This is a genomic window from Variovorax xiamenensis, assembly GCF_050916385.1.
Lineage (GTDB): Bacteria > Pseudomonadota > Gammaproteobacteria > Burkholderiales > Burkholderiaceae_C > Variovorax.
Genome location: NZ_CP139038.1, coordinates 4239218 through 4264287 on the forward strand (window position 1 = coordinate 4239218; position 25070 = coordinate 4264287).

Sequence of the window (25070 nt, forward strand, 5' to 3'; positions counted from 1 at the left end):
GCCCAGGGCAATCCTGGTGCATCGCTTGCCATCCTCCGGACTTCGGATGCCAAGCCCAGGCTCAATCCCCTTCCAGCTGCGTCTCCAGCTTTTTCGCAATGCTGGTGTAGTACCGCGCCGAGGCTGCGTTCTTCTGCCCTGCATAGTGCGCGCTGACCGCGCGTGCCGCGCGCAAGGCGGTTTCGAAGCCATCGTGCCGCTCCTGCCATTCGGTGTCGCGCGCGCCGATGTCTCCAGCCACGAACCGCCCCACCCGGAAACCTCCCTCCAGGTCGACGGCGCCGATCACCGGTATGCCGTCGCGCAGTTCACCGTAGAACGCATAGCCCGCATTCGCACCGACGCGGGCCCGCAGCATGCCGACCCCGGATGCCTTGCCGGCGGGACAGGCTCCGGTCCAGTAGGTGGGCGCCGTCTCCAGCGAGGCCGGCGCGACGAAGCGGCAGCCTGTTGCGGGGTCCTGCGACCACTTCAGGCTGCTGTCCTGGGCTGCCACCAGCACCGGGGCCGACGACAGGACGATCGCCACCGCGATGGCGGCACGAAGGCCGGCACGTGAACCCTCTTTGCGCGAAGTGCTGCGTTCCAGTTGCTGCATGGCATTGTTTCCGTTGAAGCCTGTCGATCTGCCGCCTGAGAAAGGCGGCCGCGAGCGATGGGAGATTCTGCTATGGCTTCCTGCTTCGACAAGCAGGAGAGATGACGAAGGCGATGCCCCGTTCGCACTCCTCGAACCAGCCTTCATTGCACCGCCAGCGCGCGGGCAGCGGCCCGGTATTTCTTCTTGAGCAGGTCCAGCGGCGTCTTGCCTGCATGGTTCCGGACCTCCCATGAGGCCCCCATGTCGAGGAGCTGCTGCACGCTCGGCAGATCGTGCTCGCTGTCGACATGCCCGGCCATGAGGTGCAGCGCCGTATTGCCGTCGGCATCCTGGGCGTCGATCTCCAGGCCCCAGCGCACCAGTTGCGGCCACAGCGTGCTCGAATGGGCATAGAGGCGCTGCCCCCGCTCCACCGCGAAGTGCAGGCAGGTCTGGCTCCGGGCATTGCGCCAGGCCGGATCGAAGGCCAGGCGCTCGGCCAGCAGCCGGGCGCATGCGAGGTGCCGGCAGTACGCCCAGGCGTTGTTTCCCAGCGAGTCCTCCAGTGCCGGGTCGGCCCCGGCCGACAGGAAAGCCTGCACGGCCTCGGCGGGCGCGGTCTCCGACCATTCGCCGAGCACATCCTGCAAAGGGGTGGTGACGGCGTCGTCGGGCGGAGGACGGGAGAAGTCGTTCACATCCAGGCCGTGATCGGCCAGCACCTTGATCTGCTCCAACGAACGGGCGTGGTGCATGGCCGTGCGGCCTTGCAGGTCCCGCACTTGCGGATCGGCGCCGGCGGCCAGCAGGCGAGCCTGGCTCATGGGGCCCGTGCGCATCAGCATCGTGGTCACGGCCCCGCTGGATGCGGAGTCCCATCCCACGTCGGGATTGGCTCCCGCAGCCAGCATGGCGTCGAGCACGGTGAAGTAACCGTCATCGGACAGCTGCTCGGCATCCAGCAGGCGATGCAAAGCGGCGAAGCGCTCTTCGGGCCAAGGGTCGATGCGGGCACCGGCCCGAATCAGCCACAGCAACGTCGGAGCCTGCGCGGTAGTCACTACGGCCACGAGCGGCAGCTTGTGGGTCGCGAGCGAGGCGCCATGGCGCACCAGGCATTCCAGCATCGCGAGATCGTCGCGCCTGGCGGCGAGGACCATTGCTGTGTTCTCGTCGTTGTAGTGATCGTCCAGATCCATGCAGTCAAGCTGGGCGCCCGCGGCGATCGCCGTTTCGACTGCCTTAATGTCTCCATTGGCCGCAGCCTCGAGCAGTGCGAAATCGGCCGGCGTGCGTGCCAGTACAGGCTTGGGGCGCGCCGCGCCGCCCGCGGGGCCGCAAGCCGGGTCGTCGGCCAGCCACATGCGCCAGCGTTCGGCGACCGGGCCGGCGGTATCCAGGCGCACGCGCTCGGGCCCCTCGTCGGCCGTGAACAGGTCCCAGCAATGCCAGGTCGAGCCCACGCAGCCCAGCGCCATCCAGCCACTCATGAATTCGAACAGGTCGGCAGCGATCACATGACCGTGCAGGCCGTCCCGTTCATGGCTGAAGTAGCGCACGGGCCGGCATGCAGGGTCGTCGCTGTGCAGGTCCAGGGTCAGCAGGTCGCCATTGGGCAGGAGCATGAACGGCAGGTGTCGCTCCCAGAGCTCCTGCATGGCGGCCGCCTCGGCACCCTCTTCGTTCTCCCGCAGGTCTTCCACCCAGCCATCGACCCAGTTGGACAGGGCCCGGCCGGTGGGGTCGACCTGCTCCAGGTCCCAGAGCGTTCCGCCACCGCCATAGCAAGGGGCGAACTTGCCGTCGGGCTCGTCTTCGGTCGATGCGCGCCAGCCGAAGGTGCAGGCCGAGGCCCGGGTCAGCAGCCAGCGCAGTTGCGCGGGCAGCGGACGCCCCGTGCGCCGCATCAGTCTGGTGTCGAGCGTCTTCAGTGTTTTTTCGGATGGCGGCGCGCTGAGTGCCAGCGGTTCGACCTGCCAGCCGCGCTCGCCGGCCACCGACTCCATGGACGACAGCTGATCGTTCCAGGTCTTCCACAAGCGTTCGAGCCCGGCCGCGTCGCCCGGGGATGTGGAACCGGCGGAGCGCCAGGAAAGAACAGCGGGAAAGCGTGCGGCGCTCATGCTTGGTTTTCGATCAGGCACTTTGGGTTTCGCATCAGGGAGCGAAGACTTCCGGATGGGTGTAGCGCCACGCGCCGATGCAGCCGATCAGGCAGACGGTATGGCTGATCATCGCGCTCTCGCGTCCCTTGCCTGCGAACGTGATGGCGATGTTCGTGTCCTGCTTCCGCCAGGCCAGCACGCGACCGGAGAAGCCGGGGCGATCGTGCTCCTCGTCCAGGTCCGGCTGGCCATGCGCATCGATGCACTCCTGCGGTGTCGAGCCCATCGAAAGCCCCATCGGAAGAGCTCCGGCAAACGGCACCTTGATCCGGTCGTCCGATCCGGGCGCGAGAAGCTCCACCGATCCGATGAGCCAGCCGTCCTGGTCGGGGTAGCTCGCCCCGGTCAGCGCATTCAGCTTCTGCGCACGATAGACATCGATGCGCACCGACGCCTTGGGAATCCAGATGATCTCCTCGTTCCCGGCGAAGGGGCCGGGGCTGGTGACCCTCTTCACCCCCGACGGGCCGAGGAGGTCGCGAATCTTCTTGTTGTCGAAAGGCTGGCCGACCGTGGCGACCAGATGCTCCGATATTTCCTTCACCCCAGAACCTCTTTCGTACGCTTCGATGAACCGGCCGCCGTGAGGTGGCGCGGCATCATAGTGGACGTAGCGGTTGCGCCGAGGTGCGCTTGCCCACTCGCAGTGCACTAGAAAAGACGTTGCTGTGAACTCGTCAATGCCGCAAAGCTCTCCCCCATGGGCTGCAGGATGGCGTCGGCGATCGGCTGCAGTTGCCGGCTCAGGTAGTGGTCGTAGTCGATGCGTGAATGGAGGGCCTCCATCGGCTCCGGGCCGTTGCGGGTCATGACGTACCGGATCCAGCCACCGTTCTGGTACTGCCTGGGCCGCTGCAGCCGGTCGTTGTGTTCGTCCGCAATGCGCGCGGCACGCACCTGCGGCGGCACGTTGACGAGATAGGCATCCAGGCGATGGCGCAGGCGCTTCCTGTAGACGAGCAGTTCGTCCTGGCCGCCCGCCAGCGTCGAGCGCACGTACTCCTTCACGAACTCCTTGTAGGGCTCGCCCCGGAAGATGCGCGAAAGCAGCCCCTCCTGGAACTGCCGCGCCAACGGGGTCCAGTCGCTGCGCGCCATCTCCAGGCCGCGGTAGATCATTTCCTCCTTGCCCGAAGCGTCCTTGCTCAGGCCGGCATAGCGCTTCTTGCTTCCCACGTCAGAGCCTCGGATGGTGGGCATGAAGAATTTGCTGTAGTGGGTGTCGAACTCGATCTCGAGGAAGTTCTCGAGCTCGTGTGTCTCGCGCAGGGTGCGCGTCCACCAGTCGTTGATGTCCTTCACCAGGCTCGCAGCGACGGCATGCGCCTCCTCGTTGGTGTGGGTGCGCCCGAGCCAGATGAAGATGGAGTCGGTGTCGCCGTAGATGGCCTCGTAGCCCCGGCGCTCCACGAATTCGCGTGTGAGCTTCATCATCTCGTGCCCGCGCAGGGTCACGGCGGACACCAGCTTGGGATTGAAGAAGCGGCATTCGGACGCACCCAGCACGCCGGCGAACGAGTTCATCAGCAGCTTCAGGGCTTGCGACAGCGGTTCGTTCCTGGCCCGCTTGGCCTCGTCCCGCGCGCGCCAGAGCGTGGTCACGATCTCCGGCAGGCAGTGCCTCGTGCGCGAGAAGGTCGTCCCTTGGGGGCCCCGCACGACCGCGGCCGGGTCGTCACCACCGGTGCCTTCCACGAGGCCCACGGGATCGACGAGGAAGGTGCGAATGATCGAGGGGTAGAGGCTCTTGTAGTCCAGCACCACGACGGAGTCGTAGAAGCCCGGCTTCGAGTCCATCACGTAGCCCCCGGGAAAGGCCTTGCTCGGGATCTCGCCCACGCTGGGCGCCACATAGCCCAGGCGATGCATGCGCGGCAGGTAGTGATGGCTGAACGCCGCGATGGAGCCGCCGAAGTGGTCGATCTGCAGGCCGGTGGTCTGGGCCCGCTCCAGCACGAACTGCAGCAATTTCGCCTTCTCGAAGATGCGCAGGACCAGCTCGCAATCCCGAATGTTGTAGTGCGCGAGCGCGGGCTTGTCTTCCTGATACCGCCGCTCGATCTCCGCCATCTTGTCGTACTCGTCGCCGATGGCCTTGCCCTCGCCCAGCAGCGCCTGCGAAACGCTCTCCAGGCTGAAGGAGGGAAAGCTCCACATCGCGGCACGCAGCGCCTCGATGCCGTCGACGATCACCCGCCCGGGCACGGAAGCGAACAGGTAGCCCTGCTTGCCTGGATGGGTGCGCCAGTCGATGATGCCTCGCCCCCGTCCCAGGAGCAGTTGCGCCCCGCAGTCGTTGGCCGTCTTCTGCAGCACCCGCAGGTCGAACTGGATGACGCTCCAGCCGACGATGACGTCCGGGTCGTTTCTCTCGAACCAGTCGTTGAGCTTCTCGAGCATTGCCTTGCGCGTAGGGCAATAGACGAGAGAGAAGTCCAGGGGCACGCCCGACTCGGGCGACGACTCGCCGGGCTGCATCGGTGGCTCGCCCAGCATGAAGACCACGCGTTCGGGCAGGCCGTCCAGTGCGATGGAATAGAGCGCCTCGTGCTGGCTGGTCTCGATGTCCAGGGACACCACCTTCAGCGCCGGCCGGAATTCCGGCGCGGGCCTGAGCTTGCCGTCCACGACGATGCCGCGGTCTACGCGCCCTCCTTCGACCAGCACGCCGGCAGTGATGAAGCGCTCCATGAGATGGCGGTCGTACGGGCGCACGTCGGCTTCGAGCACGGGGATGCCTTGCGGCTGCAGCGCACGCGCCAACCTGCCGAGCTGGCGGAAGTGCTTCGCATACACGCCGACGACGGGTTCCTGCTGGAAATTCTTCAGGTCGAGCTCACGAATCTCCATTCCCGACATGGCGGCAAGCTGCGCCTCGACCGCCGTGCGATGCCGGGTCGCAACGAACGCGACGGAGGTCTGGGAAGTCAGGACCACCTTCACCGGCCCGGTGTCAGTGGCCAGCCAGTACTCGATCTCGGTGCCGGACGACGCATCGCGCCAGTGACGGGTGAGGATGAATCCCTTGAGTTCGGTGGACGCCACGAGAGCCTGAAGAATGGGAGCGCGAAGGAAAACGTGCTTGGGGAGCGGCGATTTTCGCCCAGTCACCCACCTTGCGCCGGCAAGAAAGCGCTCTATTCATTGCCACCCTCCTGCGCTCGAAAGAACATCTTCATTCGCCGCCAAGTTGCCTTGAGCTAGCCCACAAGCATCGACGCCACGACCGCGATCAGCAGCCCGACATACACCCTGGCGTGCACCTGATCGGGAATCCGCCCGATGAACGGCGACGCCGCGCGAATTCCGGCATACGAGCCGGCGACCAGCGCGAGGAATGCGCGCAAATCCACATAGCCCACGTACCCCCAGCCCAGCGACGCCATCCCGCCCCACGAAAGCGCCGCGTAGGTCGCGGTCCCCGCCAAGGCAACGGGAAGCGAGAGCGGACTGGCCATGGCCGTCGCGCCGGTCATGCTCACCCCTCTGCGGCGAAGCAGGGGGACCGTCATGACGCTGCCTCCCACACCGAGCAAGGCAGCGATCCAGCCGATGACAACGCCCGTCAACGCTGCCTGAGTCCGGGCAGGTCGTGCCTCCTGCACCGGCTGTGAAAGAAAGCCGGGCCGGAGCCAGCAGTCAACGATGGTCAAGCTGACGTAGACGATGAAGGCCCAGCGCAACCAACTGCCCTGCACTGCCGCCGCGGTCGCCGCTCCGAGCACGCTTCCGATGGCTATCGAGACGACCAGCGGCTTGATCACCGCCCAGTCCAACGATCCTGCGCGCTGGTGCTTTGCCGTTGCCATCGCCGAGCCGAAGATCATCACGCACGTCGAGGTCGCAACCGCGATCTGCATCGCGTGGGACGTTGCCGGCGTTCCCGGTCCATGCATGTGCGTCAGCGCCTGATAGAGCAACGGAACCACCACGAAGCCGCCGCCGAAGCCAAAGAGCACCGTGGTCACGCCGGCGAGAGTGCCGCAGGCGGCAAGCCAAAAATAGAGTTCCATCGCTATCCGTCCTTCGAAACCAGTGAGGTTATGGATCGCCGCTCTGTCTGGCTTTCGGAGTTTGGACAAGAATATTCGCGTTTCAGCCAATAGAGGATGTCGATGAGAAACGTAGCTTTGGACAGCGTCGATGCGATCGAGCGCGATGTGCTGGCCATCGGCACCGACTACGCGCATGGAACGCTTCTGGAGATGCATCAGCATCGGCGAGCGCAATTCCTCTACGGCGCTACGGGCCTCATGGAGGTGGGTACTGACGATGGCGCGTGGGTCGTCCCGCCTCGCTGCGGGGTCTGGATCCCGGCGAGCAAACCGCACCGCGTGCGCATGGTGGGGGTCAGCACGCGCAGCCTCTACATCGAACCGGGTGCGGCGCCGCGCGAGGGTTCTCGTTGCGAGGTGCTGCTCGTCTCCCCTCTTCTGCGGCACCTGCTGCTGGAGGCGACGGACGTGCAGGCGCTCTATGACGAGCAGGACAGGGACGGGCTGCTCATGCGCCTCGCGCTCGCGGAGATCTCGCGCGCGGCCACGCTCCCGATCTTCGCGCCCTTGCCCAAGGCCCCCCTGCTTCATACCCTGTGCGTGGAGTTTCTCTACGCGCCCAACATCCGCGCGACCGCCGCCGGCTGGGCGGAGCAACTGCACCGGAGCGAACGCACGTTCACGCGCTTCTTCCGCGCCGAGACGGGCATGGCCTTCGGCGAGTGGCGCCAGCACGCTTGCCTGATATCGGCGCTTTCCAGGTTGGCCGAAGGGCAGCCCGTCACCACCGTCGCGCTCGAACTCGGCTACGACAGCCCCGGCGCGTTCTCGACCATGTTTCGCCGCCGCCTGGGCTTCAGTCCGTCCGACGTTTCGCATTCGATGTCGGGGCGACCGCCCAACGATTTGTCGAACAGGAAGGAGATCGCCGCGTGAACGACCGACGACCGTGGCGCCCACATCAAATAGCGCCCAAGACGGCAACGGCACCAGCAACGCCGTCGCGAAAACGCCTTCGTGCAGCCTCGGCGATCACGTAGCATCCGGCCATGAGCCACGCCGTGAGACCGGTCGACTTGTCCTGCTCGAAGGACGACAGACTTCTCTCGCCCGGCAAGGCTGATCTTCCTTTCCTCCCCACACCCGGAGCCAGCTCATGAGGCTGCTGATCGCCCTGTCCCTCTCCGCGCTGTTGTGCGCATGCGCCAGCGCGCCAGGCACCACACCGCCGACCACGGGAGCGCCCGCCACCACTGAGCCGGCAGCAACGGAATCCGCGCCGGCCCAGCCGACCGGCGTCCAGTGGCGCTACATCAATTCCAAGTCGTACGAAACGATGAGCCCCGGCCTGGGCAACAGCCATCGCTTCGAAAGCAGCGTCGGCTGGGTCGACGTCTACATCTACGACATGAAGCGCAACTGGCAGCCGGGCGTGGGCGATCCTCAATTCGACGATCACTTCAGGGGCACCATCGCCGAGGTGCAGCGCGCCACCTCGCAGGGCTTGTACTCGAGCGCGAGGATCGGCCCCACGAAAGATGTGCGCATCGAAGGGCTGACCTTCCGCACGGTCTCTTTCCGTCTCGTGCACGCGCGCGACGGCAAGGCCTACGACTCGTTCACCTACCTCGCGGTGCGCAACGGCAAGCTGCTGAAGTACCGCATGTCTTTCAACATGCCCGCGCCGGCAAACGTGGATGCGATCGCGCGCGAGTTCATCGAGCGCAACGTGCGCACCGGTCCCGACACGCCGGTCGGCACGCGCCAGCTACGCAGCACCTGAAGCCGGGCGCCGCGCGCGCCCGCCTTCTGCCGCCAGGGCGCAGCCGCACGATGCCCTGTAGCCCTGCAGGCCAGCGGGGTCGAGCACGGTAAGCCCGCGCTTTTCCAGGCGGATGAGACCCAGCGCCTGAAAGCGCTGCAACGCAACATTCACGCGTTGCCTCGACACGTTGGCGAGCAGCCCGATCTCGGTCTGCCCCACTTCGAGGAAGCGCGGCGCGTCCGGATAGAGCTCGGGGTTGTAGAGGCTCGCCAGGCAGTTCGCGACGCGCGCATCGGTATCGAGCAGGCGCTCGTGCTCCAGCGCCCCGATGAAGAGGCTGAGCCGTGCGTTGAGCAGGTCCTGCAGGTAGTGGTTGAAAGGCACGCTGGTGCCGCGCAGCCATTCAAAGGTGCGGCGCGGCATCAGCGCGACGCGCGTGGGCCGCAACGCGAACACGTCGTAGCGGCGCGCCTCGTGCTTGAAGAGCGATCCCTCGCCGAACCACACGCCGGCCGACACGCCCGTGAGCGTCGATACCCGGCCGTCTTCCGATGCCACCGACATCTTGGCGAAGCCGTCGATCAGCGCCATCCAGTGTTCGACCAGTTGCCCCGCACGCGCGATGCAGCCGCCGCGCGCGAACTGCCGCTCCTGCATGCTGCCGAGCACGTGCTCCAGATCGGCCTGGGAAAGGGCCGACGCCCATTTGGAGCGCAGCACCATCTCCTCCATGGTCTGCGGGGCGGCAGGCTCGCCGGGCAGATCAGGGGGATCGGGCGGATCAGGGATTACCTGTAGCAATTCGCGCGTCATCTGTCGTCGCAACGACCGCGGCACGGAACGTCCATTCGTATTCTTTCAAGGACATACAACACAGGAGACATCCATGTTCGCTTCACCCCGCCGCCCGCACAAGCGGGTTTTTCCGTGGCCTCGCCCATCCCGCGCCGTTGCCGCAGGGCTTGTCGCGATGGCCGGCGCCCTTCTGGTCGCCGCGTGCGGGGGAGGCTCCGGCAGCGGCCCTGCGTTCTCGTTCATCCCCGGTGCCAGCCCGCCGCCCTCGACGCCGACGCCGGCCGCCTTCCAGGTGAAGACGCTCTCGTCGGCACCCGACATGATCAGCGGCGGCGACACGCTGCTGGAGATCACCGCGCCCGTGGGCGTCGCGCTCGACAAGGTGCGCGTGAGCCTCAATGGCAAGGACGTGAGCGCGCAGGTGCCGGTGGTCGACAGCACGGCCCGCGTGCTGCGCGGCCTGGTCACCGGGCTCACGACAGATGCGTCGAGCAGCACCGGCAGCACCAACTCGCTGGTGGTGAGCAATGCCGACAACAGCGCCCAGCGCACCGAAGTCAAGCTGGTCAACTACCCGATCACCGGCCCGATCCTCTCGGGGCCGCACATCTCGCCCTACGAATGCCGCACGGTGCAGAACGGCCTGGGCTCGCCGCTGGATGCCGACTGTTCGGCCGCGACGCAGGTGGTCTGGTATTACCGCAGCACCTCCAATACTTTCAAACCGCTTTCGGACCCCACGGGCACGCGGCCGGCCGACCTTGCGACGACGACCACCAACGACGGCAACACCGTGCCCTACATCGTGCGCGTGGAGTCCGGCACCATCAACCGCGGCGTGTACCGGCTCGCGGTGCTCGACAACCCGAGCAAGGACGCGCCCTCCACCTGGAAGCCCGGAGCGGGCTGGAACAGGAAGCTGGTCGTGTACTTCGACTGCTGCGGCTCGGCCCAGTACAACCAGGGCGTGCATCCCATCGAGTCGATCCTCGGCGACGCGGGCCACATCCAACTCTCGCGCGGCTTCGCCTTCATGAATTCGACCGAGCTCTGGAACAACCAGCACGCCAACCCGCATCTGCAGGGCGAGACGCTGATGATGCTGAAGGAGCACGTCATCGAGGAATTCGGCGCCGTGCCCAAGTGGACCGTCGGCTTCGGCGGCTCGGGCGGCGCCATCCAGCAGTACCTGATCGCGCAGCTCTACCCGGGCCTGCTCGACGGCATCCAGCCCATCGTGTCCTTCCCCGAGACGCTGATGCCCGAGGTGATGGAGTGCAGGCTGCTGAACAACGTCTACAAGCTCGACACCGCCACCTGGACCACCGCCAAGCAGAACGCGGTGAACGGCTTCAACACCAACACCTGCACGAGCTGGGACCTGTCGTTCGCGAGCATCATCAAGTCGGACAACGCGGCGGGCTGCGGCTTCCTCGAGCCGGCCAACGTGTCGAACGTGTTCAACCGCACGACCAACCCGAACGGCATCCGCTGCGACCTGTTCCAGACCAACGTGAACCTGCTGGGCAAGCGCGCCGGCACGCAGGAGGCGCGGCGCCCCATCGACAACATCGGCGTGCAGTACGGCCTGGCTGCACTGAACAGCGGCGCGATCTCGGTGAAGGAATTCCTCGATCTCAACGAGAAGGTCGGCGGCTATGACGGCGACGGCAACACGCAGGCCGCGCGCTCCGCAGCCGACGCCGATGCGCTGAAGCTCACCTATTCGGGCGGCTTCAAGAACAGCTTCAAGGGACCGGGCCTGGCGAACATCCCGATCATCACGCAGCGCGGCAATGCCGACTCGGTGGGCGACATCCACGACACGATGCAGGACCTGATCATCCGCGCACGCCTGCAGCGCGCCAACGGCCGCAGCGACAACCAGATCATCTGGACGCAGGGCTCGAAGACGCCGGTCGACTACATGTCGGCCTCGCTCGACCTCATCAACAAGTGGCTGGACAACATGGCCGCCGACCCGGCCGCGGCGTCCACCGACAAGGTGGTGCGCAACAAGCCCGCGGGCGCGAACGATGCCTGCTGGGACGCCACCGGCAAGCGCATCGACGAGGCAGCATCGACCGACCCGGCCGCCGCCTGCAACGTGGTCTACCCGCGCTTCAGCACGCCGCGCATCGTGGCCGGCTCGCCGCTGGTGAACGACGTGCTCAAGTGCCAGCTGAAGCCGGTCAACGCGGCCGACTACACGGTGACCATCGCGGGTGCCGACCTGGCGCGGCTGCAGACCATCTTCCCGTCGGGCGTGTGCGACTGGAGCAAGCCGGGCGCCGGCCAGGACGCGCTGCGCGGCACCTATCTGCGGCTGCCGCTGAACTGATCGAACCGGGAAACGCTCAGGCCGCCGACGCCCCCGGCAGCTTCGCCACCCTCTCTGCCAGGAAGTCCACCAGCACGCGCACACGCTGCGGCTGGTGGCGGCGCGGCGCATACAGCAGGTGCATTTCCTGCGCGGGGCCGGTGTGGCGGCCCAGCACGCGCACCAGCCGTCCCTGCGCCAGCAGCCCGGCCACCATCCAGGTGGGCTGCAGCGAGATGCCCGCGCCGCCGAGCACGGCATCGAGCATGGCCACCGCGTTGTTCACCCTGTAGCGGCTGCGCACAGCAACGGCGGCGGGGCCTTCGGGGCCATCCAGCAGCACGCCGTCGTCGCCCGCTGCGTAGCGCAGGTAGTCGTGCGCCAGCAGGTCCTGCGGCTTGCGCGGCTTGCCGCGTGCGGCGATGTAGTCGGGCGATGCGACCAGCACGCGCGGCCACGAGCCCAGGCGGCGGGCGACCAGGTCGGGCGGCAAGGTGCCGCCGACCCGCAGCGAAACGTCGATGCGGCCTTCCAGCGGGTCGACGAAGCGGTCGTCTAGCACGAGCTCCAGTTCGATCTCGGGGTAGAGGCCCAGGAACTCCAGCGCCATCGCGTTGAGGTGCCGCTGCCCCAGCGTCACCGGCGCGCTCACGCGCAGCAGGCCGCGCGGCTGCAGGATGCCTTCGCGCGCATCGGCCACCGCGTCGCCGTAGTCCTCCAGTACGCGGCGCGAGCGCTCGTGGAAGCGCTGCCCTTCTTCCGTCAGGCTCAGGCCCGCCGCCGTGCGCCGCAGCAGGCGCACGCCCAGCGAGCGCTCCAGTCCGGCGACCAGCTTGCTGACGGTCGGCTGCGTGGTGCCGAGCGCACGGGCCGCGCCCGAGAGGCTGCCCAGTTCCACGCTGTGCACGAAGGCTTCGAGGGCGCGAAGGGTGTCCATGATTTATTCGAATTAGGAATGATCTGGATGCCATTCTGCCGTCTACCCATACGAATGGGCATGAATGAAAGTCGAGCCATCGCTTCAACTTTCATCCGGAAGGACTTTCCATGACCGCATCCACCCTCTCCTCGATCCTGCGCCATGGCGCCCTCGCGCTGGCCCTGATCGGCACCACGGCCGCGTCCTCGGCCGCCCAACCCGCGCCCGCCGCCACCTACTGGAGCCCCAGCTGGATGGCCAGCACGCAGCCCGTCTGGGGTGGCGATTTCGTGTTGCCCTCGGGCCTGCCCTTCCAGTTCAACCGCCAGACCGTGCGGCAGGTGGCGCGCCTGAGCATCGGCGGATCTCGGCTGCGCGTGGTCGTCAGCAACGAAGGCGGCGCGACGCCGCTGTACATCGGCGCGGCGCGCGTGGGCCGGCACGGCGAGGGCTCGGCCGTCGTCGAGGGCAGCGACCGGCCGCTGCGATTCGGCGGGCAGGCCGAGGTGATTGTTCCGCCCGGTGCGCGCCTCGTCAGCGACCCGGTGGACATCGCCGTGCCCGCGCTCACCGAGCTCGCCGTATCGCTCTACCTGCCGCGGCCCAGCCAGCCCGCGGGCTTTCACTTCGACGCGCGCCAGACCGCCTACGTCGCCGATGGCGACCTGACCGGCGCGGCCCGCCTGCCCGCCGCGGCCACGCAATGGAGCACGCGCGTCTACGTCAGCGGCCTGATCGTCGAAACGCCGAAGCCGCCGGTCACCGTCGTAGCCCTCGGCGATTCGATCACCGACGGCAACGGCTCCACGCCCGGCGCCAACACCCGCTGGCCCGACGCGCTGGCCGAGCGGCTGGCCGGACGCAACGTGGCGGTGCTGAACGCCGGCATCTCCGGCGGCCGCCTGCTGAAGGACGGCATGGGCCGCGCCGCCCTTGAGCGCGCCGGCCGCGACGTGTTCGCCCAGCCGGGCGTGCGCGCCATGATCGTGCTGCTGGGCACCAACGACATCGGCTGGCCCGGCGGTCCCTTCGCGCCCGACGAGCCCGCCATGCGCGCCGAAGCCGTCATCCAGGGCTTGCGGCAGCTCGCGGAGATGGCCCGCGCGCACAACGTGCGCATCATGGCCGGCACCATCCCGCCGAACGAACGGGCGCTGGAAGGCACGCCGCTCGAAGGCCATCACTCGCCCGCGAAGGACAAGGTACGGCAGGCCGTGAACCGCTGGATCCGCGAAGGCGGCGCCTTCGACGCCGTGGTCGACTTCGACACCCTGCTGCGCGACCCGGCAAACCCCTCGCGGCTGAAGGCGTCGGTGGACTCGGGCGACCATCTGCACCCGGGTGATGCCGGTTACAGGGCGATGGCGGCGACGGTCGACCTGGAGGCTCTGCTAGGCACCGCCGGGCAACCCTGATGAACCTTTTTCTCAAGGGTTTGCGGTCGCCAAAATACTGTACATAAATACAGTATTTCTCTAAAATTCGTCGTCTCCAAGAACAACATCGAGGCGACGCCCATGACCACCGCCAGTCCGCCTGCGCCCACCGCGCAGGTTCTTTTCTTCTCCAGGCTGCACCGGTTGCAGCCATCCCGCACCCGCACAGGCCGAGTCTCGACCTGGCCCTTCAAGGTGGCCCGCGACAGGGACCATGACGACGGGCGAAACGGCACCGACGACATCCGCGCCCAGGCGGCGCGCGTCATCCGTACGACGGCCGAAAGCTGGTGGCCGCCGGAATCCTGAAACCACCCGAAGGAGCACGCCATGACCGAGCGCAACCAACTTCTCGTCGGACTCTTCCCCACCACGCAGGTGCAGGCCGAAATCGAAGCGCACCGCAAGGATTGGCTGTGGCCGAAGGGCTGCTCCTTTCCACCCATGGAGCGCATGCACCTGACGCTGCAGTACCTCGATGACCAGCAGGGCCACGCCGAGCAGTGCCTGCGCGCGGCGCTCGCCGGAGTGTCGATGCAGCCACTGCAGCTCACGCTCGACAGTTCCTGCACGTGGGCCAACGACGTCTCGGTGGTGCAGCCGTCGGAGCACGAAGGCCTGCGGCGCCTTCAGCACGACATCAGCCGCGCGTTGCTGCAAGCAGGCTTTCATCTCCTGGTCGGTGAGCGAGGCTGGAAGCCGCACATCACCATCGCGCGCAACTCAAGGCATGCCGCAAGCCCCGGCTCGCTGAAACCCATCCGCTGGACAGCAACCGAATTCCGCCTGGTCCGGTCCCACTTCACGTACCCGTTCCGCCACGAACCGCTGGGCGCCTATCCACTGCACTGAGGCAAGCCCATCGTCCGGCGCTACAGTCCCCGGATGCTGACGCCTCCCGACCTGCCGCACGACGCCATCGCGCAATGCCTTGGCAATTCCTACGCACTGCACGACGTCCGCGCCGAGTTCCTGCCGCTCGGCGCCGACGTGAACTCCGCCGTCTTTCGCATCCAGGCGGGTGACGGCGCCACGTACTTCCTCAAGCTGCGCCGCGGTGGCTTCGACCAGACCGTGGTCACCGTGCCCGCCTTCCTGTGCCATGAAAAGAACATCGAGGCTGTGATGGCGCCCCTGCCCACAGCCAGCCACCGGTTGAGCGTGCAAGGCCATGGCTTCGACTGGGCGCTCTATCCCTTCTTCGATGGCAGCAACGGCTTTGAACGCGCGCTGACGAACGGGCAATGGATCGCGCTCGGCGCCGCACTGGGAGCCATCCATCGCACCGAGCTGCCCGAAGCGCTGTCAGCCGCCCTTCCCCGCGAACGCTACGACCACCGGTGGCGCGAGGGCGTGCGCCGCTACCAGCGCCGGTTCATCAACGACGTGAAGGGCGACGACATCACCGGGCGCTTTCTTGCCTTCTGGGAAGAGCACGCGGAAGAAATCGACAACATCGTCTACCGCAGCGAGCAGCTCGCATCCATCCTGCTCGAGCGGCCGCCGCAACTGGTGCCCTGCCACTCCGACCTGCATGCGGGCAACGTCCTCGTCGGGGACGACGACCGCCTCGCCATCGTCGACTGGGACACGCTCATCCTCGCGCCGAAGGAGCGCGACCTGATGTTCATCGGCGGCGGCGTCGGCCACACATGGAACCAGCCGCGGGAAGAAGCGCTTTTCCGCGAAGGCTACAGCGCAATGCAGGAAGACATCGACGCGGTGGCCCTCGCCTACTACCGCCACGAGCGCATCGTGAAGGACCTGCTCGAGTACTGCGACCAGATGTTCGATGCCACGGCCAGTGCGGAAGACCGCGAGGAAGGCCTGCGCCAGATGCAGGGCCAGTTCCTGCCGGGCGACGTGGTCGCCATCGCGCACCGGAGCTACGACGCCATCACCTGACCGTGCGTGGAGCGCAGCGCCGGTCAGACCAGCATGTCCTGCGCGTCGTCCTCGAAGCCCGCAATAGGCTGGGCCTTGGCCAGCGCGAGCCACACCGAGAACGGAATGCGCTCGAACGCGCGATGCACCGCCGCGCGCGCCACCACCAAGCGCTCGCCTTCCAGCACCATCACGCCGCATTCGGCCGGCACCTCTTCTGGTTTGGCGATGCAGCGGCCCTTCGCGTCGTTGCCCAGCACGTACCAGCACTCGCCGCCGAGGTCGAGATACGCCGCGCGCTTGTCGGGCTTGCGCAGGTCGCCCAGCAGGTCGGCGCGGCTCACCTTCACCTCGTGCACGATGGGGTGCGCATAGGCTTCAACACTGGTATTGCGGATCGAGAACACGTCGGGCCGCGCCATGCACCAGCGCGGCTTGCCGCCTTCTTCCAGCGGCGGCAGGCGGGCGCGCAGGCCCAGGCCGCGCCATGCGATGCGGCCGCCGCGCGTCATCTCGCGCGCCACGCGTTCCACCAGTGCTTCGTGCGGCGACAGCGCGGCGCGGTTGATGGTGAGCGTGGTGGCGATGCGCGCGATGCCGGCGTCGGTCACGCGCAGCGTCTCGTGGCCATGCACCGTGCGCACGCGCTCCAGGTAGCCGCCCGCGAGCAGCTCGACTTCGATGGTGTCGCAGCACGGCCATCCGGCCGAGCGGTAGATCTCGCGCAGGCGCCGTGCATGCAGCTTGCCGAAGGGAACGCCCGCCTCGGCCTTCTGCATCGGCGGCGGCTCGGTCACCGGCGGCGGAAAGCTGGGGTCGGTCATGGGCGGCACGGCCGGAGGCGGATCGCCTTCCGGCGGCGGCATCGGCGGCTGGTATGGCGGCGGTACGGGTACATCGGGCGCTGGCGGCGGCGGGCCGATGGGGCCTGCGACGGCAGGAGCGATGGGAGGGGCGATGAGGTTGGCGAAAGCGGCGGTTGCTGGCATGGCAGGAACAGGTTAGCGAAAAGTCCCGGAAGGCGCGAGGCGCGGAACGATCGGTTGCATTCGCTCCTTTGCCTTCCGTGCATCGATGAGGTCAATGGAAGTCGCGGCTGGTGTTGCTCTGCGCGAGCCGCCCCATGAGCGGCGTCAGGTCCTTGAAGCCGGTGGCGATCAGGTGCTGCACCTTGCCGCCGCTGTCGTCGTCGCGCTGCCAGGTGCCCTGCACCGCGAGCAGGTGCGACTTGAGCAGCGGCTCGCGCCAGGCCTCGATGACGTGGTTCCAGACGATCACGTTGACGTTGCCGGTCTCGTCCTCCAGCGTGACGAAGATGGTGCCGTTGGCCGTCTGCGGGCGCTGCCGCCCCTTGACGATGCCGCAGGCGCGCGCGGTCTGCCCGCTCGAGAGCGAACGCAGCTCCGCGGCGCTCATCAGCTTCATGCGCGCAAGGCGCGGGCGCAGCAGCGCGAGCGGATGGCGACGCAGCGTGAGCCGCAGAGACGCGTAGTCGCCCACGATCTCCTCGCCCTCCGACGCGGCCGGCAGCAGCAGCGCCTGCTCGTTGATCGGCACGCCCCGCAGCAGGGCCGGCGCCCTTCGCTGCGCGGTGGCGTCCCACACCTGCTGGCGCCGATGGCCCGAAAGCGAGATCAGCGCATCGGCCGCGGCCAGCGCTGCCATGTCCTTGCCGTCGAGTTCGGCACGCAGGGCGAGGTCCTCGGTGCTCGTGAACTGCGCCTGCGCGCGTGCCTCGAGCAGGCGCTCGGCACCGCCTTCGCTGAGGCTCGCGATGCGGCTCAGGCCCAGCCGCACCGCGGGCTGGTTCTCGTTGCCGAGGCGTTCGGCATAGCGCTCGTCGGTGCCGGCCGGCATGCGCGGCGCATCGGGCTCGCGGACTTCGAGCGTGGTGTCGATCTCGCTGCGCGTGACATCGACCGGGCGCACCTCCACGCCATGGCGGCGTGCGTCCTGCACCAGCTGCGATGGGCTGTAGAAGCCCATCGGCTGCGAATCGAGCAGCGCAGCGAGAAAGCATGCGGGCTCGTAGTTCTTGAGCCAACTGCTCACCGTCACCAGCAGCGCGAAGCTGGCGGCGTGGCTTTCGGGAAAGCCGTAGTCGCCGAAGCCCATGACCTGCTTGAAGATGGCTTCGGCGAAGCTGGCCTTGTAGCCGTTGTCGACCATGCCATTGACGAGCTTGTCGTGGAACTTTCCCAGGCCGCCCTTGCGCTTCCATGCGGCCATGGCGCGGCGCAGCTGGTCGGCTTCGTCGGCGGTGAACTTGGCCGCGATCATCGCGATCTGCATCACCTGCTCCTGGAAGATCGGGATGCCCAGCGTGCGCTCCAGCGCGGGGCGCAGCTCGTCTTTTTCGTAGTGGATGGGCAGTTTCCTGCGCACCCGTTCCCGCTGCTTGAGGTACGGATGCACCATGCCGCCTTGAATGGGGCCCGGCCGCACGATGGCGACCTCGATCACCAGGTCTTCGTAAGTGCGTGGCTTCAGCCGCGGCAGCATCGACATCTGCGCGCGGCTCTCGATCTGGAACACGCCGATGGTGTCGGCGTCGCAGATCATGTCAAACACCTTGGGGTCGTCACTCGGTATCTGGTGCATCGCCAGCGCCGAGCCGCGCCAGCGATTCATGTGCTCAAGCCCGCGGCGGATCGCGCTGAGCATGCCGAGCGCGAGCACGTCGACCTTGAGCATGCCCATGGCTTCGAGGTCGTCCTTCTCCCACTGGATGACGGAGCGGTCCTTCATCGACGCCTTCTCCACCGGCACCAGTCGCGTGAGCTTGGTGTGCGTAAGCACGAAGCCGCCCACGTGCTGGCTCAGGTGGCGCGGAAAGCCTTTGAGCCGTTGCGTCATCTCGATCCAGTGCGTCAGCTTGAGCTCGTCCTCCTCGACACCGACACGCGCGGCAGCCTGTCGCAGTTGCTCGCCGAGCACGGTGTCGTCGAACCAGTAGTGGTCCTTCGCGAACTCGTCGATCAGCCGCTCGTCAATGCCGATGGATTTGCCAACGTCGCGCAATGCGCTGCGCGCGCGATAGCAGATGACGACAGCGGCAATGGCAGCACGCTCGCGGCCGTATTTTTTGTAGATGTACTGGATGACTTCTTCGCGCCGCTGGTGCTCGAAGTCGACGTCGATGTCGGGTGGCTCGCGGCGATGACGGCTGAGGAAGCGCTCGAACAGCAGGTGGCCCTTTTCAGGGTTGATCGCCGTGATGCCCAGGCAGTAGCAAACCGCCGAATTGGCCGAAGAGCCCCGTCCTTGGCAAAGGATGTCCCGAGACTTGGCAAAGCTCACAACGTTCTCGACCGTCAGAAAGAACATCTCGTATTCGAGTTCCAGGATCAGGTTGAGCTCTTTCTGGACCTGCCGACAAACGCTTTCCGGAATACCCGAGGCATATCTTTCGAGCGGATACCTCTTGAGCGCCCCTTCCCATGTCTTCCGCACAAGCGTCTGCGCCGGTGTTTCGAGGCTGCCCACGGTTTCCAGCGGGTACTTGTAGTTCTCCCGGATCACCTCCGGATCGAAGCGGCACCGCCCCATCACCACCAGCGTGTTCTCCAGCATCTGCGGCAGATAGAGCTCGGCCAGCCGCATGCGCGGGCGCAGGTGCCGCTCGGCATTCGATTGCAATGCAAAGCCGCACTCGGCCACGGTCCGCCCCTCGCGAACGGCCGTCAGCACGTCGTGCAGTGGCTTGCACGAACGTGCATGCATGTGCACGTCTCCGGCGGCTACCAGTGGCACGCCCGCGTCCTCACCCGCCTGCATCAGCGTCACGAGCCAAAGGTCGTCGTCTAGCTCGTTGAAAAGCTCCACCGCCAGCCAGAGGTTCTCGCCGTACAGAGCCTTGGCGGCCATCAGGTCTTCGTGCAGCGTTGCCGTGTCCATCGCACCGCCGGGGTCGCGGTCCGGCACGAAAAGAATCTGGCAACGCTGCAGCGAGGCCACGTCGCTCTCTTCCCAGCTCACGCGATATTCGCCCTTGGGCAGCTCGGTGTTGCGCGCGGCGGTGATGAACTCGCAAAGGTTGCCCCAGCCCTCGGTGTCGTTCGCGATCACCACGAGCCTGAAGCGCTCGAACTGGAACTCGCTGCCGAACAGCAATCGGAAATCGGCGTTGCGCGGGATCTTCGGTTCGTCGGGATGTTCGCGTTCGTACTCGTCGAGCTTGTGCTCCATGTCGCGCAGGCACACATGCGCCCGCACGATGCCCGCCACCGAGCACTCGTCGGTGATCGCAAGCGCCTTGTAGCCGAGCTGGTAGGCCCGGTCCACGATGTCCTCGGGCGTCGAGGCACCACGCTGGAAGCTGAAGTTGGTCAGGCAGTGCAGCTCGGCGTAGTCCGGCAGCACCGAAGCCGGCCGCGCCCGCAGCGGCACCGGCAGCGCATGCACCTTGGCGGGCTGTCGCCTGCTTTCCTGCTTGCCGCTCAGCTCAGGCATAGAAGCCCTGCAGATACCAGCGCACTTCGCCGGAAGAAAAGCGCGCGGCGGGCCGCTCGCGGAAGATCCACACCAGCCCGGCCTCGGGGCTTTCCGCGACGTAGTAGTCGCGCATCGCGGGCTGGCCGCCCTCTTCCTTGCCACCCCACCAGCCCGTCTCGACGCGCTGCGGGCCGATCAGCCTGCTCAGCGTGCCGCGATAGCACGGGCGCTCGCCGTCCATTTCGAGCAGCAGCGGCTCGGGCAGCAGCCAGGGCGGATAGACGGCATCGGGCTGCGAGGCGGCTGCAGCGGCGGCGGCCTTCGCTTCCTTGCGGGCCTTGTTGTCCAGCGCGGGCTCCTTCTGCAGCGCAGGCCGCCATGCCTGCTTGCGCTCTGGCCGGTGATCGGCCTGCGCCGACGGCACCACCACCTGCTGCGGCCCGAGGCGCACGCTGAGCCGCTCGACCATCTCGTGCAGCCTGTCGCCCTTGCGGTTGTCTTCCGGCAGGAAGCTGGTGCTGGCGCCGGCCCATGGGTCGGTTTCGAGCGTGCGCAGGCTGAGCCAGCTCGCCGGCGCGGCCAGCGTGGCGAGGGCCAGTTTTTCGGAGAGCAGGCGGCGCAGGTGCGCCATGTCCTGCGTGGGCTCGGCCGTGCGCACGGTGAGCTGTTCGTGCGGCGGCAGGTTCACGCCGTTCAAGCGCCTGAGGTCGAGCGTCCATTGCAGCTCCAGCGCGCGCGCGCCGCGCTGGCGGGCGCGCAGCCAGAACTGCAGCGCCGTCAGCAGCCGGTTGGCCGACCACATGAGTTCGGGCGCGGTCTCGGCCAGCGCGGGCAGCTCCAGCTTCTGCTCGAACACGTCGGGCAGCGTGAGCCAGGAATGGCTTTCGGGGCGCAGGCCCCATGCGATGTCGAGCGCCTCGCGCAGGCCGGCGCCGAAGCGCCGCGTGAGGCCGCCGCGCGGCAGCGCCGCCACCTCGCCCCAGGTGCGGCAGCCCAGGCGCGCGAGCAGGTCGAGGTGCTCGCGCGCGGCGCTCAGCGTGTCCAGCGGCAGGCCGGCGGGCATCTCCTTCGGCCGCCTCTCGTCGCGCACGAACAGGCGCAGCCGCGCCAGTGCGATCAGGCTCGTGGCGCCCTGCGCACCCAGCATGCGCGCGTCGGGCGCGGGGTTGTCGGCCAGCAGCAGGCGCATCAGCTGCATGCGCCCGCCCCACAGGCGCTCGCAGGCCGAGACTTCGAGCATCAGCGCTTCGTCCAGCCAGGCGACGTGGGGCGTGTACTGCAGCGCCCACCAGCCCAGGGCCTCGGTCGTGGGCAAGGTCGCGAGGGCATCGGGTGTGTCGGGCGTGCCGGCTTCAGGCAACCACCGCAAGGCGATCCAGTGCATCCGGGCCTCCTTTCCATGCGTCGATGCGCACCACCGTGGCCGACGTTGCCGATGTCGCTGTCACACCGGCTGGCACCGAGCCCTGCTCCTGCAGGCGCAGCTTGCGCCGCAGCCGGGCGGCGGCCAGCAGCGCGGTCATGCGCTCGTTGCGCGCCGGCAGCATCACCGGCGCGGCCAGCGGCGGGCCGCGGCGCTTGAGGATGTCCAGCTCGATCTGCGACGCGTCGGCCTCGCTGCGATCGGCGCGAATGCGCAGCCGCGCGGGCGATGCCGACAACGCCACCGACCCGGGCCTGCACACGAAGAGCAGCACCTCGTGCTGCGCGGCCGCCAGTTGCAGCCGCCGCAGCTCGCCCACCCGCGCCTGCGGCAGCCAGGCCACGACGGCGGCAATGTCCGCGCAGCGCAGCGCCTGTTCGCAGGCCCACAGCCGCGCGGCCGGGGCCTCGCTCCTGACGCACATCAGCGCCTCCACCGGCAGCCCCTGCGCGGCCAGCGACGCGCCGCAGGGCTCGTAGGGCGCGCCGATCAGCACCACCGGCCCGCCCCGCGTGGCCACCGCCTGCGCCAGCGCCGGCAGCAGCAGCCGCCAGACATGGGCCTCGGGCGCGGGCAGCAGCAGTTCCGTCATCGCGCCGACCGGCCAGCCGCCACCCGGCAGCTCGGCGTCGAGCGCGGCGTGGCCGGTGGCGACGACCTGCGCGTCGGCCAGCCCGAGTTCGTCGGCGTGCCAGACGCCGCGGCCTGCGGCAGCGGAAAAGGAATCGAGGAAAGGAAGGCCCATGGCGATGACTGTTAACTGTATTTTCATACAGTATTTCGCAGCCTACAACAGGAAAGCCGGTTTCCCTGTTTTTCTTCTTTACCGCCGGCTTTCACATTCCTGGTACTCATGTGAAGGCGCCAATAAGTCGTTTGAGCCCGAGGCGCCGCTTCGCTCCAATGGACCCGTCCAAAGGAGCCATCGCATGACCACCCAGAACACCGTCACCGCAGGCCTGAACTACCTCCAGCCCTCCGCCCTGCGCCCCTTCAGCTACACCTTCCAGCCGCCACCCGACACGCCATGGGAAAGCGGCAGCTACGAGCTGCGCCCCGTGCCGATCGCCGACGCGCGCGCCGCCGCCACGCCGCCCGACATCGAGCGCGAAGGCTTCGTGCTGCGCGACGCGCCCACGGCCGTGCGCGACTTCCTCGACGACGCGGAAGTCACCGCCGTCTACCACCGCGAGGTTGCCGAACTGGCGCTGGCCGTCACCGGCGGCGCACGCGCCTACGTCTTCGACCACCTGGTGCGCCGGCGTGAGGCCGATCGCGTCGCCCTGAGCTTCGGCCGCCGCGCGACCGACGGCCGCGCCGCCGCCAACGGCCGCATCCACAACGACTACACCGAGGAATCCGGCCGCCGCAGGCTTTCGCTGGTGCTGACCGATCCCGAAGAGGCCGCGGCCGTGCGGCGCTACTGCATCGTCAACGTCTGGCGTTCCATCAAAGGGCCGGTGCTCGACACGCCGCTGGCCGTGTGCGACGCGCGCTCGGTGATGGCGAAGGACCTGGTCAGCGCCGAGGTGCGCTATCCGCGCCGCACCGGCGAGATCTACCTCGCGACGCATTCGCCCTCGCACCGCTGGTCGTACTTCTCCGCGATGGACCGGCACGAGGCGCTGGTGTTCAAGCAGTACGACTCGCAACTGGGCGGCGTCTCGCGCTACACGCCGCACGCAGCCTTCGACCACCCCGACACGCCCGCCGACGCGCCGCTGCGCGAGAGCATCGAGGCCCGCTGCCTGGTGGTGTTCGAATGAGCGCCGCAATCGAGTTCTGGTTCGACTTCGGCAGCAACTACAGCTACCTGAGCACCATGCGCATCGAGGCCGAAGCCGCCGCGCACGGCATCGGCATCCGCTGGCGGCCCTTCCTGCTGGGGCCGATCTTCCGTTCCTTCGGCTGGGAGTCGTCGCCATTCGTGCTGCAGAAGGAAAAGGGCGACTACACGTGGAAGGACATGGCCCGCCAGTGCCGCAAGTACGGCCTGCCGTGGCAGCGGCCGACGAACTTTCCGCGCCCGGCCGTGCTGCCGCTGCGCATCGCGCTGGTGGGTGCCACCCAGCCGTGGATGGGCGAGTTCTGCCGCCGCACGATGTCGATGAACTTCGCCGAGGACCGCGACATCGATTCGCCGCAGGCCATGCACGAGCTGCTGACCTCGCTCGGCCTGCCGGCGCACCGCGTCATCGAGGAGGCGCTGTCGGATTCCAACAAGCTGCGGCTGCGCCGGCAGACCGAGACGGCGGTCGAGAAAGGCATCTTCGGCGCGCCCACCTTCTTCGTGGGCAACGAGATGTTCTGGGGCAACGACCGACTCGACGAGGCGATCGCGTTCTGCAAGGCGGAAGCTTCAGCGGACTGACGACGAGCCCCGAGCCTCGTCCACCAGCCAGCCGGCGACGTGGCGCACGTCCTCGCGCGGCGACTCCTCGGCCTGGATCAGCCAGTAGGCGTGGCCCGAGGGTTGCTCCGGCACCGGCGCTGCGATGCGCACCAGCCGGTCGTCGTCGAGCAGCGGCTGGATCAGCTCCAGCCGCCCCAGCGCCACGCCCTGCCCCGCCAGCGCGGCCTGGATCAGCTGGTCGTACTGGTTGAAGTGCAGCACCGCCTGCGGCTTCGCGTCGGCCCAGCCCACCGCCGCGAGCCAGTCCTTCCACTGCAGCCACGGGTGCTGCGGATCGTCGAAGGCCAGCAGGCACTGGGTTGACAGCGCCCCGGGCTCGTCGAGCGCACGCAATCCGAGCGAGGGATGCGCCACCGGCGCCACCGTTTCGCCGAAGAGCCGCACCGCGCCAGCCGGCGCGAGCTCGGGCGTGGTGTAGCGGATGGCCAGGTCGATGCCGTCGTTGCGCAGGTCGGCCAGCCGGTTGTTGGAGGACACGCGCACGTCGACGCCGGGATGCAGCTTCTGCACATTGCCCAGCCGCGGCAGCAGCCACAGCCCCGTCATGCCGATGCTCGCGCTCAGGGTCACGGGGCGCTGCTCGCCGGACTGGCTGATGCCGCCCATCACGTCCTGCAGCTGCTGCACCGCGCCGTCGGCGCTGCGGAACAGGCGCTCGCCCTCGGGCGTGAACGAGATCGAGCGATGGCCGCGCACCAGCAGCGCCACGCCGAGCTGCGCCTCGAGCGCATGGATCTGCTTGCTGACCGCCGACTGCGTGAGGCACAGGTCCTGCGCCGCGAGCGAGATGCTCATGCGCCGGCCCACCGCGACGAAGCCCCGCACCAGGTCCAGCGAGGGCATGCGAAGCAGGGAGAGTGGCATTCCCATGATGAATATGAGGCAGCGAAAAGGCGGATTGGAGCACAGGCCCGGGCATCGCGCCCGGCCGCCTCCCGCCG

General features: G+C 67.8%; 21 protein-coding genes. 9 read left to right on the top strand and 12 right to left on the bottom strand.

The features are described from left to right. Positions 1-61: 61 nt before the first annotated feature. From SFB74_RS19325 to SFB74_RS19345, 5 genes are all read right to left on the bottom strand, one after another. Positions 62-598 (bottom strand): hypothetical protein, encoded by a 537-nt coding sequence (locus SFB74_RS19325; protein WP_432725863.1) that lies wholly within the window; start codon positions 596-598, stop codon positions 62-64. Between the two features lie 143 nt (positions 599-741). After that, a complete protein-coding gene (locus SFB74_RS19330; RefSeq protein ID WP_432725864.1) occupies positions 742-2703 on the bottom strand; it encodes a hypothetical protein in 1962 nt (653 codons plus the stop codon). 34 nt (positions 2704-2737) lie between these two features. After that, positions 2738-3289: a hypothetical protein gene (locus SFB74_RS19335; protein ID WP_432725865.1), complete on the bottom strand. Its 552-nt coding sequence runs from the start codon at positions 3287-3289 to the stop codon at positions 2738-2740. 107 nt (positions 3290-3396) lie between these two features. After that, positions 3397-5790 carry a DNA polymerase II gene (locus SFB74_RS19340; protein ID WP_432725866.1) on the bottom strand — a complete coding sequence of 798 codons (2394 nt, stop codon included), beginning with the start codon at positions 5788-5790 and terminating at the stop codon, positions 3397-3399. Between the two features lie 155 nt (positions 5791-5945). Further along, positions 5946-6758, bottom strand: a complete 813-nt coding sequence (locus SFB74_RS19345) for a sulfite exporter TauE/SafE family protein (protein ID WP_432725867.1) — start codon at positions 6756-6758, stop codon at positions 5946-5948. Between the two features lie 102 nt (positions 6759-6860). On the opposite strand from SFB74_RS19345, the gene SFB74_RS19350 reads away from it, so the two are divergent. Together SFB74_RS19350 and SFB74_RS19355 are read left to right on the top strand one after the other, a co-directional pair. Continuing rightward, positions 6861-7676, top strand: a complete 816-nt coding sequence (locus SFB74_RS19350; RefSeq protein ID WP_432725868.1) for an AraC family transcriptional regulator — start codon at positions 6861-6863, stop codon at positions 7674-7676. Positions 7677-7896: 220 nt separating this feature from the next. Next, entirely contained in the window at positions 7897-8523 is a 627-nt protein-coding gene (locus SFB74_RS19355) for a hypothetical protein (protein WP_432725869.1), read from the top strand. Here SFB74_RS19355 and SFB74_RS19360 read toward each other — a convergent pair. Then, positions 8509-9237, bottom strand: a complete 729-nt coding sequence (locus SFB74_RS19360; protein ID WP_432725870.1) for a Crp/Fnr family transcriptional regulator — start codon at positions 9235-9237, stop codon at positions 8509-8511. The genes SFB74_RS19355 and SFB74_RS19360 overlap by 15 nt on opposite strands. Positions 9238-9475: 238 nt before the next feature. Here SFB74_RS19360 and SFB74_RS19365 point away from each other — a divergent pair, with 238 nt between their 5' ends. Next, positions 9476-11641, top strand: coding sequence for a DUF6351 family protein (locus SFB74_RS19365; protein ID WP_432725871.1), 2166 nt, complete (start codon positions 9476-9478; stop codon positions 11639-11641). Positions 11642-11657: 16 nt separating this feature from the next. On the opposite strand, the gene SFB74_RS19370 is transcribed toward SFB74_RS19365, so the two are convergent. After that, a complete protein-coding gene (locus SFB74_RS19370; protein WP_432725872.1) occupies positions 11658-12557 on the bottom strand; it encodes a LysR substrate-binding domain-containing protein in 900 nt (299 codons plus the stop codon). A gap of 110 nt (positions 12558-12667) precedes the next feature. On the opposite strand from SFB74_RS19370, the gene SFB74_RS19375 reads away from it, so the two are divergent. The 4 genes from SFB74_RS19375 to SFB74_RS19390 all read left to right on the top strand — a co-directional run bounded on the left by SFB74_RS19375 (position 12668) and on the right by SFB74_RS19390 (position 15880). Beyond that, a complete protein-coding gene (locus SFB74_RS19375; protein WP_432725873.1) occupies positions 12668-13954 on the top strand; it encodes an SGNH/GDSL hydrolase family protein in 1287 nt (428 codons plus the stop codon). Positions 13955-14056: 102 nt separating this feature from the next. Continuing rightward, positions 14057-14284, top strand: coding sequence for a hypothetical protein (locus tag SFB74_RS19380; RefSeq protein WP_432725874.1), 228 nt, complete (start codon positions 14057-14059; stop codon positions 14282-14284). Between the two features lie 21 nt (positions 14285-14305). After that, positions 14306-14827, top strand: a complete 522-nt coding sequence (locus SFB74_RS19385; RefSeq protein ID WP_432725875.1) for a 2'-5' RNA ligase family protein — start codon at positions 14306-14308, stop codon at positions 14825-14827. A gap of 33 nt (positions 14828-14860) precedes the next feature. Continuing rightward, positions 14861-15880: a phosphotransferase enzyme family protein gene (locus SFB74_RS19390; protein WP_432725876.1), complete on the top strand. Its 1020-nt coding sequence runs from the start codon at positions 14861-14863 to the stop codon at positions 15878-15880. A gap of 23 nt (positions 15881-15903) precedes the next feature. Here SFB74_RS19390 and SFB74_RS19395 read toward each other — a convergent pair whose 3' ends face one another. The 4 genes from SFB74_RS19395 to imuA all read right to left on the bottom strand — a co-directional run bounded on the left by SFB74_RS19395 (position 15904) and on the right by imuA (position 22461). Beyond that, on the bottom strand, positions 15904-16848 hold the full coding sequence (locus SFB74_RS19395) for a hypothetical protein (protein ID WP_432725878.1): 945 nt from the start codon (positions 16846-16848) through the stop codon (positions 15904-15906). Positions 16849-16939: 91 nt separating this feature from the next. Then, complete coding sequence (locus SFB74_RS19400; RefSeq protein ID WP_432725879.1) at positions 16940-20311, bottom strand: error-prone DNA polymerase; 3372 nt, start codon at positions 20309-20311, stop codon at positions 16940-16942. Further along, entirely contained in the window at positions 20304-21677 is a 1374-nt protein-coding gene (locus SFB74_RS19405; protein ID WP_432725880.1) for a Y-family DNA polymerase, read from the bottom strand. Before SFB74_RS19405 ends, SFB74_RS19400 begins: the two co-directional genes overlap by 8 nt. Continuing rightward, complete coding sequence (gene imuA / locus SFB74_RS19410; RefSeq protein WP_432725881.1) at positions 21646-22461, bottom strand: translesion DNA synthesis-associated protein ImuA; 816 nt, start codon at positions 22459-22461, stop codon at positions 21646-21648. The genes SFB74_RS19405 and imuA overlap by 32 nt, the downstream gene beginning before the upstream one ends. 184 nt (positions 22462-22645) lie before the next feature. Here imuA and SFB74_RS19415 point away from each other — a divergent pair, with 184 nt between their 5' ends. Next, positions 22646-23482 carry a CmcJ/NvfI family oxidoreductase gene (locus tag SFB74_RS19415; RefSeq protein WP_432725882.1) on the top strand — a complete coding sequence of 279 codons (837 nt, stop codon included), beginning with the start codon at positions 22646-22648 and terminating at the stop codon, positions 23480-23482. Beyond that, on the top strand, positions 23479-24087 hold the full coding sequence (locus SFB74_RS19420; RefSeq protein WP_432725883.1) for a 2-hydroxychromene-2-carboxylate isomerase: 609 nt from the start codon (positions 23479-23481) through the stop codon (positions 24085-24087). The genes SFB74_RS19415 and SFB74_RS19420 overlap by 4 nt, the downstream gene beginning before the upstream one ends. Here the strand turns inward: SFB74_RS19420 and SFB74_RS19425 are convergent. Further along, positions 24076-24993: a LysR substrate-binding domain-containing protein gene (locus SFB74_RS19425; RefSeq protein ID WP_432725884.1), complete on the bottom strand. Its 918-nt coding sequence runs from the start codon at positions 24991-24993 to the stop codon at positions 24076-24078. The genes SFB74_RS19420 and SFB74_RS19425 overlap by 12 nt on opposite strands. Positions 24994-25070 lie beyond the last annotated feature (77 nt).

Coding starts and splice junctions, on each gene's coding strand:
- SFB74_RS19420 (WP_432725883.1), top strand. CDS start 23,479: ATGAGCGCCGCAATCGAGTTCTGGTTCGACTTCGGCAGCAACTACAGC.
- SFB74_RS19325 (WP_432725863.1), bottom strand. CDS start 598: ATGCAGCAACTGGAACGCAGCACTTCGCGCAAAGAGGGTTCACGTGCC.
- SFB74_RS19355 (WP_432725869.1), top strand. CDS start 7,897: ATGAGGCTGCTGATCGCCCTGTCCCTCTCCGCGCTGTTGTGCGCATGC.
- SFB74_RS19330 (WP_432725864.1), bottom strand. CDS start 2,703: ATGAGCGCCGCACGCTTTCCCGCTGTTCTTTCCTGGCGCTCCGCCGGT.
- SFB74_RS19350 (WP_432725868.1), top strand. CDS start 6,861: ATGAGAAACGTAGCTTTGGACAGCGTCGATGCGATCGAGCGCGATGTG.
- SFB74_RS19365 (WP_432725871.1), top strand. CDS start 9,476: ATGGCCGGCGCCCTTCTGGTCGCCGCGTGCGGGGGAGGCTCCGGCAGC.
- SFB74_RS19380 (WP_432725874.1), top strand. CDS start 14,057: ATGACCACCGCCAGTCCGCCTGCGCCCACCGCGCAGGTTCTTTTCTTC.
- SFB74_RS19345 (WP_432725867.1), bottom strand. CDS start 6,758: ATGGAACTCTATTTTTGGCTTGCCGCCTGCGGCACTCTCGCCGGCGTG.
- SFB74_RS19375 (WP_432725873.1), top strand. CDS start 12,668: ATGACCGCATCCACCCTCTCCTCGATCCTGCGCCATGGCGCCCTCGCG.
- SFB74_RS19360 (WP_432725870.1), bottom strand. CDS start 9,237: ATGGAGGAGATGGTGCTGCGCTCCAAATGGGCGTCGGCCCTTTCCCAG.
- SFB74_RS19415 (WP_432725882.1), top strand. CDS start 22,646: ATGACCACCCAGAACACCGTCACCGCAGGCCTGAACTACCTCCAGCCC.
- SFB74_RS19390 (WP_432725876.1), top strand. CDS start 14,861: ATGCTGACGCCTCCCGACCTGCCGCACGACGCCATCGCGCAATGCCTT.
- SFB74_RS19370 (WP_432725872.1), bottom strand. CDS start 12,557: ATGGACACCCTTCGCGCCCTCGAAGCCTTCGTGCACAGCGTGGAACTG.
- imuA (WP_432725881.1), bottom strand. CDS start 22,461: ATGGGCCTTCCTTTCCTCGATTCCTTTTCCGCTGCCGCAGGCCGCGGC.
- SFB74_RS19405 (WP_432725880.1), bottom strand. CDS start 21,677: ATGCACTGGATCGCCTTGCGGTGGTTGCCTGAAGCCGGCACGCCCGAC.
- SFB74_RS19425 (WP_432725884.1), bottom strand. CDS start 24,993: ATGCCACTCTCCCTGCTTCGCATGCCCTCGCTGGACCTGGTGCGGGGC.
- SFB74_RS19395 (WP_432725878.1), bottom strand. CDS start 16,848: ATGCCAGCAACCGCCGCTTTCGCCAACCTCATCGCCCCTCCCATCGCT.
- SFB74_RS19400 (WP_432725879.1), bottom strand. CDS start 20,311: ATGCCTGAGCTGAGCGGCAAGCAGGAAAGCAGGCGACAGCCCGCCAAG.
- SFB74_RS19385 (WP_432725875.1), top strand. CDS start 14,306: ATGACCGAGCGCAACCAACTTCTCGTCGGACTCTTCCCCACCACGCAG.